The 16052-nt window shown below is 34.6% G+C and carries 18 protein-coding genes; 6 read left to right on the top strand and 12 right to left on the bottom strand.

All coding sequences use genetic code 11. From position 1 onward, the window contains the following. Positions 1-7 precede the first annotated feature (7 nt). Genes BFU36_RS10650 through BFU36_RS10630 form a run of 5 tightly spaced genes read left to right on the top strand, consistent with a single transcriptional unit; the run spans position 8 to position 4416 of the window. Positions 8-700 carry a MoaD family protein gene (locus BFU36_RS10650; RefSeq protein ID WP_069284008.1) on the top strand — a complete coding sequence of 231 codons (693 nt, stop codon included), beginning with the start codon at positions 8-10 and terminating at the stop codon, positions 698-700. Then, the gene (gene thiD, locus BFU36_RS10645) at positions 697-2031 is read left to right on the top strand and encodes a bifunctional hydroxymethylpyrimidine kinase/phosphomethylpyrimidine kinase (RefSeq protein WP_069284007.1); all 1335 of its coding nucleotides are present in this window, start codon (positions 697-699) and stop codon (positions 2029-2031) included. The genes BFU36_RS10650 and thiD overlap by 4 nt, the downstream gene beginning before the upstream one ends. Before the next feature lie 3 nt (positions 2032-2034). Then, positions 2035-2589, top strand: coding sequence for an HD family hydrolase (locus tag BFU36_RS10640; RefSeq protein WP_069284006.1), 555 nt, complete (start codon positions 2035-2037; stop codon positions 2587-2589). Positions 2590-2605: 16 nt separating this feature from the next. After that, the gene (gene ppa / locus BFU36_RS10635; RefSeq protein ID WP_069284005.1) at positions 2606-3124 is read left to right on the top strand and encodes an inorganic diphosphatase; all 519 of its coding nucleotides are present in this window, start codon (positions 2606-2608) and stop codon (positions 3122-3124) included. Next, positions 3121-4416 (top strand): glycosyltransferase family 2 protein, encoded by a 1296-nt coding sequence (locus BFU36_RS10630; protein ID WP_231961136.1) that lies wholly within the window; start codon positions 3121-3123, stop codon positions 4414-4416. Before ppa ends, BFU36_RS10630 begins: the two co-directional genes overlap by 4 nt. Here BFU36_RS10630 and BFU36_RS10625 read toward each other — a convergent pair. The 7 genes from BFU36_RS10625 to BFU36_RS10595 are packed head-to-tail and all read right to left on the bottom strand — an operon-like array spanning position 4397 to position 11150. Beyond that, the gene (locus tag BFU36_RS10625) at positions 4397-6136 is read right to left on the bottom strand and encodes a type II/IV secretion system ATPase subunit (protein ID WP_069284004.1); all 1740 of its coding nucleotides are present in this window, start codon (positions 6134-6136) and stop codon (positions 4397-4399) included. The two genes, BFU36_RS10630 and BFU36_RS10625, sit on opposite strands and share 20 nt — an antisense overlap. Before the next feature lie 23 nt (positions 6137-6159). Then, on the bottom strand, positions 6160-8013 hold the full coding sequence (locus BFU36_RS10620) for a type II secretion system F family protein (protein ID WP_069284003.1): 1854 nt from the start codon (positions 8011-8013) through the stop codon (positions 6160-6162). Positions 8014-8061: 48 nt separating this feature from the next. Continuing rightward, the gene (locus tag BFU36_RS10615) at positions 8062-9117 is read right to left on the bottom strand and encodes a TGS domain-containing protein (RefSeq protein ID WP_069284002.1); all 1056 of its coding nucleotides are present in this window, start codon (positions 9115-9117) and stop codon (positions 8062-8064) included. Further along, on the bottom strand, positions 9111-9749 hold the full coding sequence (gene rnhB / locus BFU36_RS10610) for a ribonuclease HII (protein ID WP_069284001.1): 639 nt from the start codon (positions 9747-9749) through the stop codon (positions 9111-9113). Before rnhB ends, BFU36_RS10615 begins: the two co-directional genes overlap by 7 nt. Next, complete coding sequence (locus BFU36_RS10605; protein WP_069284000.1) at positions 9746-10459, bottom strand: 60S ribosomal export protein NMD3; 714 nt, start codon at positions 10457-10459, stop codon at positions 9746-9748. Before BFU36_RS10605 ends, rnhB begins: the two co-directional genes overlap by 4 nt. A gap of 5 nt (positions 10460-10464) precedes the next feature. Next, positions 10465-10761 carry a DUF424 domain-containing protein gene (locus BFU36_RS10600; RefSeq protein WP_069283999.1) on the bottom strand — a complete coding sequence of 99 codons (297 nt, stop codon included), beginning with the start codon at positions 10759-10761 and terminating at the stop codon, positions 10465-10467. Next, positions 10758-11150, bottom strand: coding sequence for a translation initiation factor IF-2 subunit beta (locus BFU36_RS10595; protein ID WP_231961303.1), 393 nt, complete (start codon positions 11148-11150; stop codon positions 10758-10760). The genes BFU36_RS10600 and BFU36_RS10595 overlap by 4 nt, the downstream gene beginning before the upstream one ends. 72 nt (positions 11151-11222) lie before the next feature. Between BFU36_RS10595 and BFU36_RS10590 the strand changes: the two genes are divergently transcribed. After that, positions 11223-12500 carry a tRNA (N(6)-L-threonylcarbamoyladenosine(37)-C(2))-methylthiotransferase gene (locus BFU36_RS10590; RefSeq protein WP_069283997.1) on the top strand — a complete coding sequence of 426 codons (1278 nt, stop codon included), beginning with the start codon at positions 11223-11225 and terminating at the stop codon, positions 12498-12500. On the opposite strand, the gene BFU36_RS10585 is transcribed toward BFU36_RS10590, so the two are convergent. From BFU36_RS10585 to BFU36_RS10565, 5 genes are all read right to left on the bottom strand, one after another. After that, complete coding sequence (locus tag BFU36_RS10585) at positions 12495-13043, bottom strand: RNA-processing protein (RefSeq protein ID WP_069283996.1); 549 nt, start codon at positions 13041-13043, stop codon at positions 12495-12497. The two genes, BFU36_RS10590 and BFU36_RS10585, sit on opposite strands and share 6 nt — an antisense overlap. Further along, positions 13040-13792, bottom strand: coding sequence for a serine protein kinase RIO (locus tag BFU36_RS10580; protein WP_083216448.1), 753 nt, complete (start codon positions 13790-13792; stop codon positions 13040-13042). Before BFU36_RS10580 ends, BFU36_RS10585 begins: the two co-directional genes overlap by 4 nt. A gap of 11 nt (positions 13793-13803) precedes the next feature. After that, positions 13804-14130: a translation initiation factor aIF-1A gene (locus BFU36_RS10575; RefSeq protein WP_069283994.1), complete on the bottom strand. Its 327-nt coding sequence runs from the start codon at positions 14128-14130 to the stop codon at positions 13804-13806. Positions 14131-14185: 55 nt separating this feature from the next. Further along, positions 14186-15370, bottom strand: a complete 1185-nt coding sequence (locus BFU36_RS10570) for a thiolase family protein (protein ID WP_069283993.1) — start codon at positions 15368-15370, stop codon at positions 14186-14188. Positions 15371-15486: 116 nt separating this feature from the next. Beyond that, positions 15487-16026, bottom strand: a complete 540-nt coding sequence (locus BFU36_RS10565; RefSeq protein WP_069283992.1) for a hypothetical protein — start codon at positions 16024-16026, stop codon at positions 15487-15489. Between the last annotated feature and the right edge of the window lie 26 nt (positions 16027-16052).

Genomic DNA, 16052 nt, shown 5'->3' with positions numbered 1-16052 from the left:
TGAGTGAATGAAGAAAGTAAAAATAATGTACTTCGCCTTCTTGAAGGACATTACAGGTAAGTCCATGGAAGAAATGGAAACTGAATGTAGTGAGATAAATTGTATAATAGACGAGTTAAGCAATAAGTACGGGGATAAATTTCGTAAATACGTAAAAGAAGGAATAAACGGAATAAGAGTTACAGTATTAATTAATGGATCAACAAGAAATTCAGAAATAAAAGAAGGGGATGAAATAGCGTTCCTGCCACCTCCTTCAGGTGGAGATCTGAGAAATGATAAGATAGATATCTTAGAGGAGATAAAAAAGTTTAGAAGCAAGGCTCCTCCAGAGGCAGGTTCTCTAGTGGTTTACGTTGGTTTCGTTAAGGGAATAGTTGAAGGGCATAAGGTATATGAGCTCGTATATGAAGCATATGAAGAATACACTAAGAAAAGGTTTAGTGAAATAAAGGAGGAAATGAAGAAAAAGTACAAGGACCTAATTGACCTTGAGATCCATCACGTTATAAACGCCATGAAACCTGGTGAGGATGTACTTTTAATAATGGGGTTAGGAAGAGGTAGAAAAGATGCAATAGATGCAGTAAAAGAAACTCTAGAATTAGTAAAACATACTACAGGTATTTGGAAGTTAGAAATTAGGGATGATGGCGAGTATTGGGTTGTTGCGGGAAACACGAGAGTGAAAAAAGAATGATAAAACCGATTGGAATGTCAATAGCAGGACTAGATACTGGTAATGGTGCAGGTGGGGAAAGCGATCTAAGAGTATTCGAGGTTTTAGGTATTCATGGTATTTTTGCAGTAACTGCTCTTACGATTCAGAACACTAAAGGAATTAAGGATATAATGATAGTAGATGCAAAATTCTTAGAGAAACAAATAGAAACGCTTTTAGAGGACTTTAGAGTTGAAGGAGTAAAAATCGGGATGATATATAATAAAGAACAATTCGAAGTCATCAGAAATACATTGAAGGATAATTTCTTAGTAGTTGACTCTGTATTGTACGCCAAAGATGGAACGCAACTAATAAAGGATGTGGAGGAGTATAAGAAAATAATACTTCCAATAGCGAAAGTTTTAACACCAAATGCAATTGAAGCTTCATATTTAAGTGGAATGAGGATAGAAAATGAGAAGGACGCTATATCTTCATGTAAAAAAATAAGAGAATTGTATAACATACCCTATGTAGTCGTAAAAGGAGGTCACATAAACGCTGAGTATAGTTTCGATGTATTATGTTTTGACGATGGTATTTATAAAGTAGGTTATAATAGGCTAGACGTTAAAGATACTCACGGTACAGGTAGTGCATTTTCCACTGCGATAACAGCTGAATACATAAAAACAAAAGATATAATTGAATCGTTTAGAAGGGCCAGGGAATTTCTTCAGACATCAATAGAATATGGGCTAGGCATAGGTAAGGGGATAGGGCCAATAAATGTTAGTTCTCAAATAATGAAGAAATCAATGAAATATGAAGTGATGGAAAACATGATAAGGTTTGCAGATTTCATTGAAAGAAATGACAAATTCTGGATACTAGTTCCCGAGGTACAATCTAATTTGGCCCATAGTATTCCCTCGGAATATGTTAGAGATCTAAACGATATTGCTACGTATAGGGGAAGAATTATTAGGAGATGGGATAAGAAGGTAGTAGTAGGACATCCAACAGTTTTCGGAAATCCAACTCATACGGCAAGAATGTTATTATCAATAATTTTCAAGGGTGTAAACGCTAGATGTCTAATTAATATTAGATATGATGAACAATTACTGAAAATTTTTAGACAGCTAGGCTATGATACGTTAGAAATAAACAGAGAGTTAGAGCCAAAACACGGGGAAGGTAAGACGATGCAATGGATTATAGATTATATTTACAACAATTACGGCAAAGTTCCCAATATAATATACGACACTGGAACTAAGGGAAAAGAAGCCATGATAAGGTTTTGGACAAGTGATATTAATGAGCTTATCGAGTCTTTAGATGAATTACTTAAAATGGTGTAAGAAGTGAAGTTAAATAGACTTTTAGAGGGTTCTAAAAACCTTGTAAGAACGGGATGGATGCAAAACGGTATTCCTCCAGCAATTGGAGAGACAGTAGCTTCACATAGCTTCGAAGCCTCAGTTCTTGCCTACGTCATATCTCTATGGTTAAAAGAAAGGGGAATACAAATTAATCCTGAAAGAAGTTCGGCTATAGCTCTGTTTCATGATGTTGGTGAGACGTTATTAGGAGATTTACCAAAATGGGCAAGCATTAGAATTAACAAAAGTGAAGCAGAAACTGAAGCGTTTGAGGAGTTAGGAATAGGTAAGGATTTATTCTTAGAGTTTAAGGAAATGAAAACTAATGAGGCAAAGGTAGCCAAACTATGTGATAGATTATCGACCTACTTACAAGCATTAAGGTATAGAAGAGCCGGCTATGCAGTTGATGAAATAATTCAAACCTATGAAGAAGAAATAAATCGACTATTAGATATATCTCCATTAGATAAGATAAAGGATTTAGTAATCAATTTGATGAGGAATAGTGATTTAAAAGTAGAGAAGATAAAGTAAATATGGTGTCATATAAATGAAATTAGGACCAGGTAAAAAGGCTCCAGACGAAATTAACGTCTTAATCGAAATTCCGATGAACTCTAACATAAAGTATGAATATGATGAGGAAGAAGAGGTAATAAAGGTGGACAGAGTGCTCTATACTTCAATGGTATATCCTTTCAATTATGGCTTTATACCAGACACTTTAGAAGAAGACGGAGACCCATTAGACGTATTAGTATTGGGTAATTACTCTTTACTTCCTGGAACAGTAATAGAAGCTAGACCAGTAGGAATAGTTTATATGAAAGATGAAGAGGGAGAAGATGCTAAAATAGTTGCGGTACCTAGAGATAAAACAGACCCAACATTTTCTAACATTAAAGATGTTAATGATCTACCTCAGGCAATCAAAAATAAGATAATACATTTCTTTGAGCACTACAAAGAATTAGAACCCGGTAAGTGGGTGAAAATAAGTGGCTGGGGGTCTGCTAGTGAAGCTAAGGAAAGAATTAAAAAAGCGATAGAAAGAAAGAAAAATAAATGATAGTTAATGAGATTATAGAAATACTACTCTATATATCCTCATTTTTTACAGCATCTTGGATAATTCTTCAAGTATTTTATTATAGAATATCAACTAAATATGATGTTAGTAAGTTAGAAAAGAAAGAAGAGGGAAATGAAAAGATTAGTATCATAGTAGCTATAAAGGATGAGGACGAGAATACTGTTAAAGGGCTGATAGAAAACCTTTCAAAATTAGATTATGATAATTACGATGTAGTTGTTATTTCTGATGATAATCAAGATAAATTTGAAAAGTTGTGTAGAAAGTTAGATAAGATTCCGAATAATTTCATAATGGTAAGACGTGAAAACAATCAAGGAAGAAAGGCTGGAGCCTTAAACTACGCTTTAAAGTTAGCCAAGGGAGACGTATTAGTATTTCTAGACTCGGAAGCTAGAGTTGATAGAGACTTTCTGAAAAAAATATCGGCTTTTTCCGCATACGACGCACTTTCCTTCAGATTAAGAATTAGAGAAGTTAGCACAGTAGTTCAGAAAATTTATGCTAATACTACAGAATTTGTAATGAACACATTATTCAAGGCCAGAAGTACTCTTAACTTACTAATTTTTCCAAATGGTTCGGCAATGGCAATTAAGAAAAGTATTCTAATAGGCGTTAAAGGTTGGAAAGAAGGAAAGGTGACTGAAGACTTAGAATTGGGTATTAGGCTAGCATTAAATGGTGTTACATTTAAGTACATCGACAGTATTGTCATATACACATTAGCGCCTTATACGTTAACAGATTTATATAATCAAATAAAAAGATGGGCTTATGGCTCTGCTGAACTCTTTTTCTACAGCTTGAAACTTTTCAAACTGGGAGCGAAAGGAGTAGAAGGTTTTATTTACGCTCAACAATGGGGAATATATCCGTTATTCCTACTTATGCTTATTATATCATTGGGTAATGAATTTTTACTGAAAATTAATTATCTATATGTTTTCGCATGTTTGATACCAATTCTGTTTTCACTGTCGTTATACATGTCAGTTATAAGAGTTAAAGGTGAAATCAAAGATTACAGACCTAGTTTAGTTACTTTATTAGCCTCGATGGTCGGATATATACAAGGCTTTTTGAGAATAAAATTTAGATGGAAAGTCACACCTAAGGAAATGGATAATAGTGAAAATAATTATATAATAAGTGCAAAAATAACTGGCTTATTATTAGCATCTTTATCTTATTTAAACGCGATTTATGACAGGGACATCTCCTCTATTATATTATTAATACTTGCTGTCAGCTTTTTACTGATATAGGTCTTATTTTCGCTATTGCTTGCACTTCCTTAATTGCTTCATCAGGCTTAAGACTGTACTTTATGATGTACTTCTTAAGTATCTTATAACTTTCCTCACTTTGCACAACATCCCTTGCTGTAGATAAAAGTTTTAAGAATAATGCTCTTCTCTCTATTTCGACTTTTACGTCGTCTAAGTTTAATCCTGCCTCTTCAATTCTGTTCCTCAATACCCTTGCTTGATCTAACTTTAATTCAAAGGCATCTGCTCTAGGATCCCAGTTCACTACAGTTCTATAATCGTTCCAACTAACTATCTCATGAACCGATACCACACGTCTTCTAAGCACTATTTTGTCTCCAATGTAAACTGGCAATCTTCTGATGGTCATAATTATATTCATCATAGGTATCCATTCTTGAGGAATATTCAATGGTTCATTCATCAATCTCTTTATTGCTGATTCAGCATTGTAAGCGTGAAAAGTAGTAGCACCACCGTGACCTGTTGATATAGCTTGGAATAACACATATGCTTCTTGCCCCCTTATTTCACCAACTACTATTAGGTCTGGTCTATATCTTAATGAAAGTTTTAGCAAATCCATCAGTCCTATTTCCTTTCCAACTCCTGCATAAGCTGGTCTAGCATATAATTGAGTCCAATTTGAATGAGATATCTTTATCTCTGGTATATCCTCTATAGAGACGATTTTCGTATTCTCCTTTACCATGTTAAGAACTGCATTCAACAATGTAGTTTTTCCTGCTCCCGTAACCCCGATAGACATAAAACTCATTCTCATATCTATAGCATACCATAGATAGGCAGCTAACTCTGGTGATATTGTGCCAGAATTTATTAAATCAAGGATTGTTATAGGCTTTTCAGCAAACCTTCTTATCACTACTGAGGAACCTCCATAAGATACCTCTTTTCTAAACGTAGCAGCAATTCTTGCCCCGCTAGGCAACATTCCATCTTGTATCGGTTCAGCAACTGAAATAGTTTTACCAGCCAGAGAGAATAACCTCAATACTAATTGATCTAATAGTTCCTCTCCGTTGATAGTTATATCTAGCTGTGGAGATACTTTCATGTTCTTCGAAAATATAACATTAGTTGGTAAATACTCATAATTCCTATGATAGACATAAACAGGATTATCTAGACCTGATATGGACACATCTTCTATATTTTTATCAGAAATTAGTGATGTTAAGATATTATAGCCAAACATATTTCTGAGAAGATAATATAATACTATTCTGGCATTTGTACTTAGTACGTTTACTTCTCCTCTTCTCTCTTGAATTACATTAAGATCTTTCCTCTTCTCATTTATCTCGAATATTACACCAGCTAAGTCAAGCGTCTTAGAACTAGAGAGGAGCTGTCTCTCTATCTCTTCTATAAAGATCATGTATATGTTTAGTATATCGTTATTTACGGGAGGCTCTACCACGACATACTTGTAAATACCTTTGTCGGAGTCAAAGGTCACGAAAACATGTGGATTAGGTAAGAGTAGTTCTATCTTGTTATTGATAATATTAGATTTTATATCGTCAGGTATTATATCTAGAATATTTATTTCATAATCAGCTACAATATTAATTATTTCTTCTGGAATACTAGTTATGGGATATAAGGTAATCGGAAGATCCAAACCCAACTTTACAGCACTAGCTGAGCTCTTCCCCCTATTAAACCTGAATGACTTTAAAACCTTACTCATTATATATCATCCTCCCTCCTAACTTATAAAGATGTCGACGATGGAGATATAGAAGGAATTAGTGATATGTGCAATGAAATTATTACCAATATAGCTGTTATAACTATCAATATGGCAGAATGTATAAAGCCGGCAGCAGTTTTTCCATAACCTATTTTACCCACTAGAAGTCCCGCTAAAAATGAATTAAATATGGATGAGATAGCGATTACGTATAATGCCTTAGGCAATAATCCTCTTGCAGCAGCAAGTGGTCCATAAGAAGTAACAAATGCTTCTTTTAACAATATTGTGTAGATTGCATTACCTAGTAGAATTGACGCTACTAATGCTAATATTATTCCCACATAAGGTGCATAGAGTAACACTCTTATTTTAGAGTTATAAGACCTTCTTATCCTTATTTGAGCATCTACTTGATCAGCTAAAGCTTCTACGGTTTCTGGAGTTAGACTACCAATCTCTATCATGTCCGCTAATGAAATTAAAGATATTCTGCTCGAGAAATCCAATATTCTATCTGCAGCTTTCTTGAACGCATCTTTCATCGGAACTCCTAATACAGTATAGACGTATATCGTATTTAGTACATCTCTAAACTTGCCCATCTCAGGAGAGTCCTTAAGAGTTTTTATTACGGTCTCTGGGTTCAATCCAGCCCTGAGACCCTCTGCTATTGATCTCAAGAAAGATACTACATAAGTATCATATCCAGTACCCTCTCTTAACTCCTTCATTGCGAGAATTCCAGGCGGTATTACAGCAACTAGCAGACCTATTGTAAAGGCTAAAATAGTATAAGGTATTTGTTGTGGTCCACCAGTTAAATATAATAAGGGTATAAGTAAAGGTATTGGATTTCTGATCAAGTATAAAATTAATAAGGATAATATGATGCCTATTGGAAAAGTAATGTAGAAAATCTTGTACGCCTTTAATGATCTTTCAGGGAAACGGAACTGTGTTTGATCCGTCACCCAAATAAACATTAGATTAACTATTGGAACAAGAAATATAGCGAAAGAAGCTATAACCGGAAACGGCACAGATCCAATTAAGCTAGGAAATATAGCTTGTAACAACATAACAAGGAAGAACGTTATAAAACCAGAAGAAAGCCATATTACAAATCCCTCAGCAACTCCGGATAAGTTATCAGCAGCGGTTGATGCCAAAACTTCTATATTCTTCAAGATATCCTTGGCTTTTGCTTCCATTGTCTCTAATACAGGTGCACCTGTCCTCACAGCAGTAACATAAGTTAACAAGAACTCATTAAAAACTTTAGATGGTGAAATTTTTAATGACTCAGATATCGCACTTTCTACACCTTCTCCTAGATATTTAACCCTCTTGTTGATGTATGAAGAAATTTGGCTGGCATATCTCATAGCGGCTGAATTTGATAAATACTCGAAAACAAATCGTGCACTTATACCAGACTTTAAGAACACATTAAATATTGCAGAAAATGCCGGTGCTTCACTATCCAATCCTATTCTTCTATTCTCTATCTCTTGAGAAATTTGTAGTATCTGAGAAATATAACTAATTGGAGGTATTATTATTGCAAATACTATCATAACCATAAACCCTGCCAAATACTTAACTTCTAGGGTTAACCGGTATAATTCAAACAATCTTACTGAAAAGATGACAAAAATCAACGATATCATTATTGAAAATATTAAAATGAAGAAAAGACGAGAAGCAAATAATTTTGGATCTTGTGTTGAACCTGCCTTAATTAGCTTAGGCTCTATGTTTTTGGCAAGCCTTTTAATAATACCGCTATTATAAAATAATAAATCAATTCTAGATAATTGTGTAGCACCAACTCTTTTATTATTGTTATTCTTCTTACTAAATACACTCATCTTAATACTATATATTTAAAACATATACTTAAATTTATATAGAACAAATTATCTTGTGTGAATCTCTACTACGTCTTTATCTTCTAGAACATGAGTAGGACCAACTTTTTGCCCTTGGAATTTAACCGATCTACCCCAGACTCTAGCATATTTAAAATTATCTGCTAAGGAGGAGTGCAATTTTTTTGCAACATCCAATACAGTAGACCCTCTTTTCATGATTAACGGATCATCAGTGGGATCTTCACCAGGTTCTTTAGTGTATACCCTAATAATTTCAAGCATTTCAAACATAATTTTAGGTAATACTTCGATTTGACTTAGAGTTATACAAGGGAGATCAATAATGTTTAGTTTTGACGGAGATATTATGACAGCTGGTTTATAACTCACAGCTTCAAATATTGACTTCTCTATATCATCCATACTAACTTCTCCTATTATCTTAACTATAGCCGATTTTATCCCGAAGCTCTCAATATACTCTCTAACTGCCTTTTCGTCAGCATCTATTATTTTTCCTAAATTAACTACCCTTATACCAGATAGCCCGTATCTAGTCCTTTCAATTACTACTTTACCTCTAGGCTTCTTTAGTAAGATATAATTATCTTCTAAAAATCTTCTTATGGTTAACAACTCCTCTTCATTATTAACTCCAATGATTACCTCATCAGCATTCCTTATTAGCCCAACTATTTTGGGCAGAGGTAAGCTTTTAGGAGGATTAATCAACTGAATTTGGACGTCTTCATACTTAACCATACCGGGTATAGGTAATTCTCCAAATTCTTGTTTAACATTGGTTAATTTTCTCATAACCTGCGATCTGAGAGAAATGTCACCAATAATTATAGCCTGTCCAGCACCTTCCTTTTCTACGAATAACGAGAATCCACTACTCTTTTTACTCTTTTTTACTTCTATTTCTTCCCTTAACTCAGCCATTCGCCTTTTTGCCCAATATACTAGATTTTCAGTTCCCTTATGCTTAGGGACCTCCTTTAGGAATTCTTGCAGAGCTTGTAATTTTTCCTCTGGGGTCTTAGCGTCCATTACCTTTAACCATTTTGCCTTAGCTTCAGCAGGCAGATTGGTTACCATAACCTTTCACTCTCCTTTTCTATATAATATAATGGAGCAATAGAACGTAAAATTTTCCATGTCCTTCTTATGATCGGAGGAGGGAAAGTAGTTTTTTTATAAACATTTTTTAGCCAATTTATAGTCTTTTGATCGCTTGGATAACCACTACCGAAATCACCATACTCTTCTTTGAGCTTTTCAATATACCTATCTCTTATTACTTTAGCTATTATACTGGCTGTACTACTCTCGATGAAGTTCTCATCGGCCTTATGAACTACGTTAGGCTTATATCCTAACCTTAAAATCAAATCAATTACTGGTTTCTCGCTTCCAACCTTATCCACTGTAACAATATATGGAGAGAAACTTGATAAGGAGTATATTATCTTAATTACTGCACTATAAGTCAAATCATTTAGGTTAAATCTATCTATCTCTTCTGGAAACACCTTAACCACTGAAAATGCCTCGACTAAGCTAACTATAATACTAAATAACTTCTCCCTTTTCTGCCTAGACAGTTGCTTACTATCTCTAACACCTATGCTTTTTAAAACATTTACTTTACTATCATCAATCACAACCCCAGCAACTACCATTGGCCCTATTAAAGATCCTCTACCAGCCTCGTCTATTCCTATTCTCATATCCTCAATGAAATAACTAACTTTGCCTCCTTTTTACCATTTTTTACCCTTTCATTCTGATAACTCTCATTAATCTCTACATCAACAATACTTGAGATGTTGGAGACTAGTTTTTTAGCTACACTCTTACTAATGAAATAGTAATCAACGCCTTCTCTCCCTTCAATCACATCAGATATGCTATCTATTACTTCTTTAGAAAAGAACGACTCAAAGAAAGCTCTCTTCTTATCATCTACTCCGATTGAGTTTCTACCCCTCAACTGAACTATTGCCTCGAAATACTTCGTTTTCTTTCTAAAACAATATATGCACAATGACCTTTCAATTTCTAAATTCACTATAGCCTCACGTGAGAAAGGAATTCCCTTTAATTTACCTTTGAATTCTACGGTAGTAAAAGTATGACCTCCTTGATCATTCCAGATACTCTTTATACTAAAGCTAAACTCTTCTACGTTTCTATCTATAGTAATTTTGTTTGACAATTCCTTGTAAACTATTTCCTCTACGGCATTAGTGGGATGAGAGTTAGAGTCCCTTATCCATTTACCATTAATCCAAAGAGCTCCGCAAATCTTACAGTATTTTCCACTTATTCTCTTTGGCAATATTATTAATTCGTTCTTTTTCAAATAACAATCTGGACATAATGAGCCTATTAATTCTACGTCCTCTTTTCCGCACATTACACAGAATTTCTTTCCCATGCGTATCACATATTATATACTTGAGCTATCTTTACTCCGGCTATGTTTAGCACAGAATCTTTATGAACTATTCCCCTCTTTATAGCCTCTTCAACCGCATCGTTTCCTACAATACTCATAACAGTAGCCTCATCTATCAATGAAAATGCATAATCTATCTCCACTAGTTCCCCGCCATAAAACTTCTCACTAACGTCTAGCACCAGATCTCCTTCTCTGAATATCTTACCTAGTAATTCCTTTTGGCAAACGTTTATTAGAGTCATATCTTGGGTCTTAATTATGTTCAATAATACCTTCATATAGGCTTCACTGGCGTTTGCGCTCCACAAGCTAGGCAACTTATATACCATCCTTTCTTTTCTTTCTTTAAAATGGTATCTAAGCTCTTACATGTACTGCATTGTACATAACTCTTCAAGAATCTCTCCATCAAAGTATTGATTACTTGGGATGAGAACTTACCTTGGATAACTAATTCTCCCCTTTCACTTACACTTCCAGCTGCAGCTAGCTCTTTTAGCAAGTATTTCATGCATATCTTGTCTTCCCTTCTAATCCTATCACAATATTCTGAGAAATTCCTTATTATTGTATTATTTCCTATATTTAATATTATTAAATTTGGTAGGGCTTGAGTACCTACCTTATGAGCCTTGTCTGGTAGCTTTGTATAAAGTCTATCTAACATTTCAAGATATTCCTTTTCTGAGCTCACAATAAATCTATAAGCGTCTGGGGTTTAAAATACTATTGAAGAATTATGAAAAAGGTATACATTGAGACTTACGGCTGCACATTAAACAAGGCTGATTCGTATATAATGATGACCTTATTAGAGAAGGAAGGTTATGAATTCGCAAATAGTCCGGAGGAGGCTGAGATTACAATACTAAATACATGCGCTGTTAGGCTAGAAACTGAAGAAAGAATGAAACAAAGAATAAAGGAGCTAAACAAAGTTTCAAAAAAGCTCATAGTAGCTGGATGCATGAGCAGTTCTGAGCCTGGGGCTATTATATCTATTGCCCCCAATGCTTCATTGATTGGACCTCAAAGTATCGATAGAATACTAGAGGTCGTAGGATCTGAGGAAAGAAAAATAATCTTAGAAGGAGATAAGGCGATAACAACTCCAAGAATATTTGATGGAAAAATTGCTATTATTCCAGTAGCGGACGGATGTGCTGGGAACTGTAATTTTTGTATAACTAAAATAGCTAGGAGTAAGCTAAGGAGTTATCCACTGAGAGAAATAGTAGACACTGCAAGATACTCCATACAAAAAGGTGCAAAAGAGATTGAGCTAACTGGCCAAGATACTGCTGCATATGGTTTGGATCTTGGTGGTAAAGTAAAGTTAACAGACGTTGTAAGAGAGGTAAGTCAACTAGAAGGGGAATTCATGATAAGAATAGGTATGATGACTCCTGAACAAGCAATGAGAATTTTGGATGACCTTATAGAGGTATTAAAAGAACCTAAAGTTTACAAATTTGTCCATTTGCCCGTTCAAAGTGGAGATGATAATGTATTAAAGCTAATGAACAGAAAATATACTGTTGAAGAGTATAGAGAGCTCGTAAGAGAAATAAGGAAGAAGATTCCTATCGTTAATATAACTACTGATATAATCGTAGGTCACCCTGGAGAAGACGAAGAGGCGTTTAATAACACATTAGAGCTCATAAAAGACTTACGTTTTGAGAGGATTCATATAGCAATGTACTCTATGAGACCAAATACCAGAAGTGCTTCTATGCCTCAAGTTCCAGATGCAATAAAAAAGGAAAGAGTAAAAATAGCTAATAAGTTATATGAGGATATAGCGCTTTCCATTCACTCTGATTACATAAATAAGGTGAGCAAAGTAGTAACTACTGAACTAGGTCGTAAAGGTTCAGTTATAGGAAGGACAATTAATTACATCCCGGTAGTCATAAAGGATACCATGGTCGAATTGGGAATGTGGTATAATGTTAAAATAACAGAGGCTTCATTTTATGATCTCCGTGGCCAAATACTGGAACCCATTTTATAACTTCTTTCTCGTTAAACTAGAGACCTTTGATGATATTAATTCTCTCTCTGCCTTTTCTAAAAACTTATATATAGTACTGTGTTCTTTACCGTATATTAGTAGCTCTATAGCACTTCTTGCTATTTTCACTTGATCATATACTCCAAGGATTCCAATGTAATGTTCATATATGGATATGTAGACTCCAGTGTACTCTTGTATTATCTTCTTGGATTTTCCTTTTTCTCCAATAACCCTTCCCTTAACTCTTCTAAGCGTATTTGGATCGCTACCCACGTAATTTTTAAGATCAATCACCTCAATTGTATACTCGTCACTTAATAGTTTAAAGGCGATATCCTCAGAGAAACCTAAACCTATAGCTCTTATTACAGATATAGCCTTAAAGGCGTCATAAGAATTCTGCCCCTTTGGTATAATATTAAAGGCCTTAGTGACCTCGTTATACTCTATCTTAGTATCCGTAAGTTCTTCCAATTTGTTTATAATTTTTTTAACATTTTCTAATTTCTCATCCTCTACAGTCACGAACAAGATTATCATTCCCCAGAAATTAGGCTTAATATTATCTCTTCTTTAGGCTTTATATTTATTCCCTTGCTTTCAAAAAAGTTATTTATGTTCTCAATGTCTCTCTCTAGCAATTTCAATGCCTCATCATGGTCAATCGATATTGCTTGACTTACGTCAATAATATAACATTTCTCATTAAATACCATCACATTATACTCGCTTAAATCCCCATGTACTAATAACGCTCTTTTAACCATGATATGTATTTGGGATATCAAATCTTCATATAGACCCTCAGTTATTTCTTCGTCACCTAGCTCCTTAAGAAGAGGTGCTCTCAATCCGTTCTCGCCAATAAACTCCATTACTAATATATTCTCATATACCATGATTGGTCTTGGAACCCTTACTCCAGCTTGATACATCTTACTAAGATTCTTGTACTCCTTGCGAGCCCAGGTATTTATTAATTGCTTAGTATTACTAATTTTGACATCCTTGAACCTTATATCCCCCTCAGTGTATTTCTTTATTGCTCTTTTGCTTTGGGCAGTCGATGTGTAGTATATTTTTATAGCATAATATTTACCTTCAATCGTCTTGGCAGGATAAATTCTAGCCTCTTTGCCGGATGAAATAGCTCCAAAATATGCTTCTATATTTAAACGACGGGCAATTTGGATTAAATTGAAATAAGTTCTAGAATCAATCGTGGAATCTACTACTTTAAATAGATCCTCGTCTTTAAGTTTCTTCTCCTCCTTAGTCTTTTTATCGATTCCGACCAATTTTATCCTCTTAGTTGATCTATAACTTCTCTTGATATTACTCCTTCATTTATTAGCCTCTTTATTTCATCATTCTCATATCTATGCACTATGTCACAACGGTTTGGTTGAAAATCCCAAATTCCTACTAAAACCACATCACCTTCTTTCATCCAAACTTTTTTCCTTATTTTACCTGGTATTCTAGCTAGTCTTTCTTTTCCATCCATACATAATACTATGAGATGATCCCCGCCTAGCATCTTTTTAACGACACATATAGTTTCTCCCTCTGTTGGCATAGGAACGTCTCTATTTGAAGGCTGTTGCGCTCTATCCTTTTTAGGCAATTACATAACCACCTACATTAGTAGATAGTATATTACGCATAAAAAATTACTTGATTTAAATCATAAGCTCTATCGCCATTGCCGTAGCTCCTCCAATTCCATGACATATGCTTGCAATTCCCCTTTTTCCATTCATCTTAGATAATACATTAATTAAAGTTGTAATAATTCTAGCCCCACTAGCACCTATTGGATGACCTATTGCAATTGCCCCACCAAACACGTTTAGTCTATCATAAGGTATTCCTAAGTATCTATTAACAAGCACATTATTTATGGCAAATGCCTCGTTATTTTCAAAATAATCAAAATCATTTACCTCCATTTTCAGTTTATTTAATAATTTCTTAATTGCATAAATAGGAGCCTCAGTAAATCTCCAACTTTCTATCCCAGTCCAACTATAACCCAATATTTTAGCAATAGGCTCAACTTTCAATTCCTTTACAGCTTTTTCGCTCATAATCACTAATGCCGAAGCACCGTCAGAAATTTGAGAAGAATTTCCTGCAGTATGTACACCATCTGGATTGAAAGCTGGAGATAATTTTGAAAGTTTTTCTAACGAGGTATCTGGTCTAATACCCTCATCTCTATCTATAATTTTTCCATTCACATTTACTTCAACTATTTCAGATTTGAAATAACCCTTAAGTGTAGCCTCATACGCTCTTAAATGACTTTGATAAGCTACCTCATCTAATTCTTTTCTGGAAACGTTTCGTGACTTAGCTACCATGTCAGCCTCTTGTCCCATTAGCTTCATATTAAATGGATCAGTTAATCCATCAACTAGCATAGTATCAATTAAATCTAGCTTTTTTTCCATTAACATCTTAACCCCCCATCTTACATCTGCTCTAACAGCAAACATAGCTTGACTCATACTTTCAGTTCCTCCAGCTACTACGATATCAGCATCACCACTCCTTATCATTTGGGATGCAATTATTACACTCATCATGCCCGAAGAGCACACCATATCTGTTGAAAACCCGTCTATCTCATATGGTATTCCAGCCCTTATCGCACACTGTCTAGCTATATCTTGTCCGTGTCCGGCTCTTAGCACATTTCCCATGATGGCTATGTTGACCATTTCTGGAGAGACGTTGGCTCTCTTTAAAGCTTCCTTTATAGCTATCGTCCCTAAATCGACTGGCGATAAATCTTTTAATGACCCAGCAAATTTTCCTATCGGCGTTCTAACAGCTGAAACAATATAAACGTTCTCATTCATACTATATTTGTTTTTACTTATAGCTTTTAAATTTTTTAAACATAAAACTTCACAGTTAAAGTTTCTCACTTCAATACTCTTGGGTAGTCAACATTTTCCCATTATTACCTAAAATATTACAAATTAGGTTTTATTAGTTCCCCAGCTAATGGTAAATTATACTTATCGCTGAAGCTTTTTATTACAGTATAATAAGAGCTTAAGACCTCTCTATTCTTTTCGTTCTCTAAAAATACCTTAATTTCATCATACTGCTTAGCGTAAAGGAGCCTAAAGAACCTATATAATATTCTCTTAGGTTCACTGAGGATTTCCTCGGTAACTAATAGATTAGGTTTAGGTATCATCGTTAATGTTAAATGTATACCATCTAACAAAGCTATCATAGCTATCTTATACGCACTATATTCCCTAGTAGGCGATTTCTTGCTTGCTTTTACTTCAACATAATACTTCACACCATCCTTATACGCTTCAATATCATGCGTTGGCATATCAACTGACTTTATGTTTTCAAAATTAAATTGCTGTAAGACTTTTCTCGCTCTATATTCCATTGCAAACCCAATAATGATCCCTTTTGCTCTCATCAACGCATAGTTTATCTCCTCTTCATCAAACTCATAGTTTGTCAGTATCTCATGAATAGGATCCATAGCAATATTAGGAATTAGTAAAAATA

The organism is Sulfolobus sp. A20, assembly GCF_001719125.1.
Taxonomy (GTDB): Archaea; Thermoproteota; Thermoprotei_A; order Sulfolobales; family Sulfolobaceae; genus Saccharolobus.
This window is presented reverse-complemented; position numbering and strand designations above follow the sequence as displayed.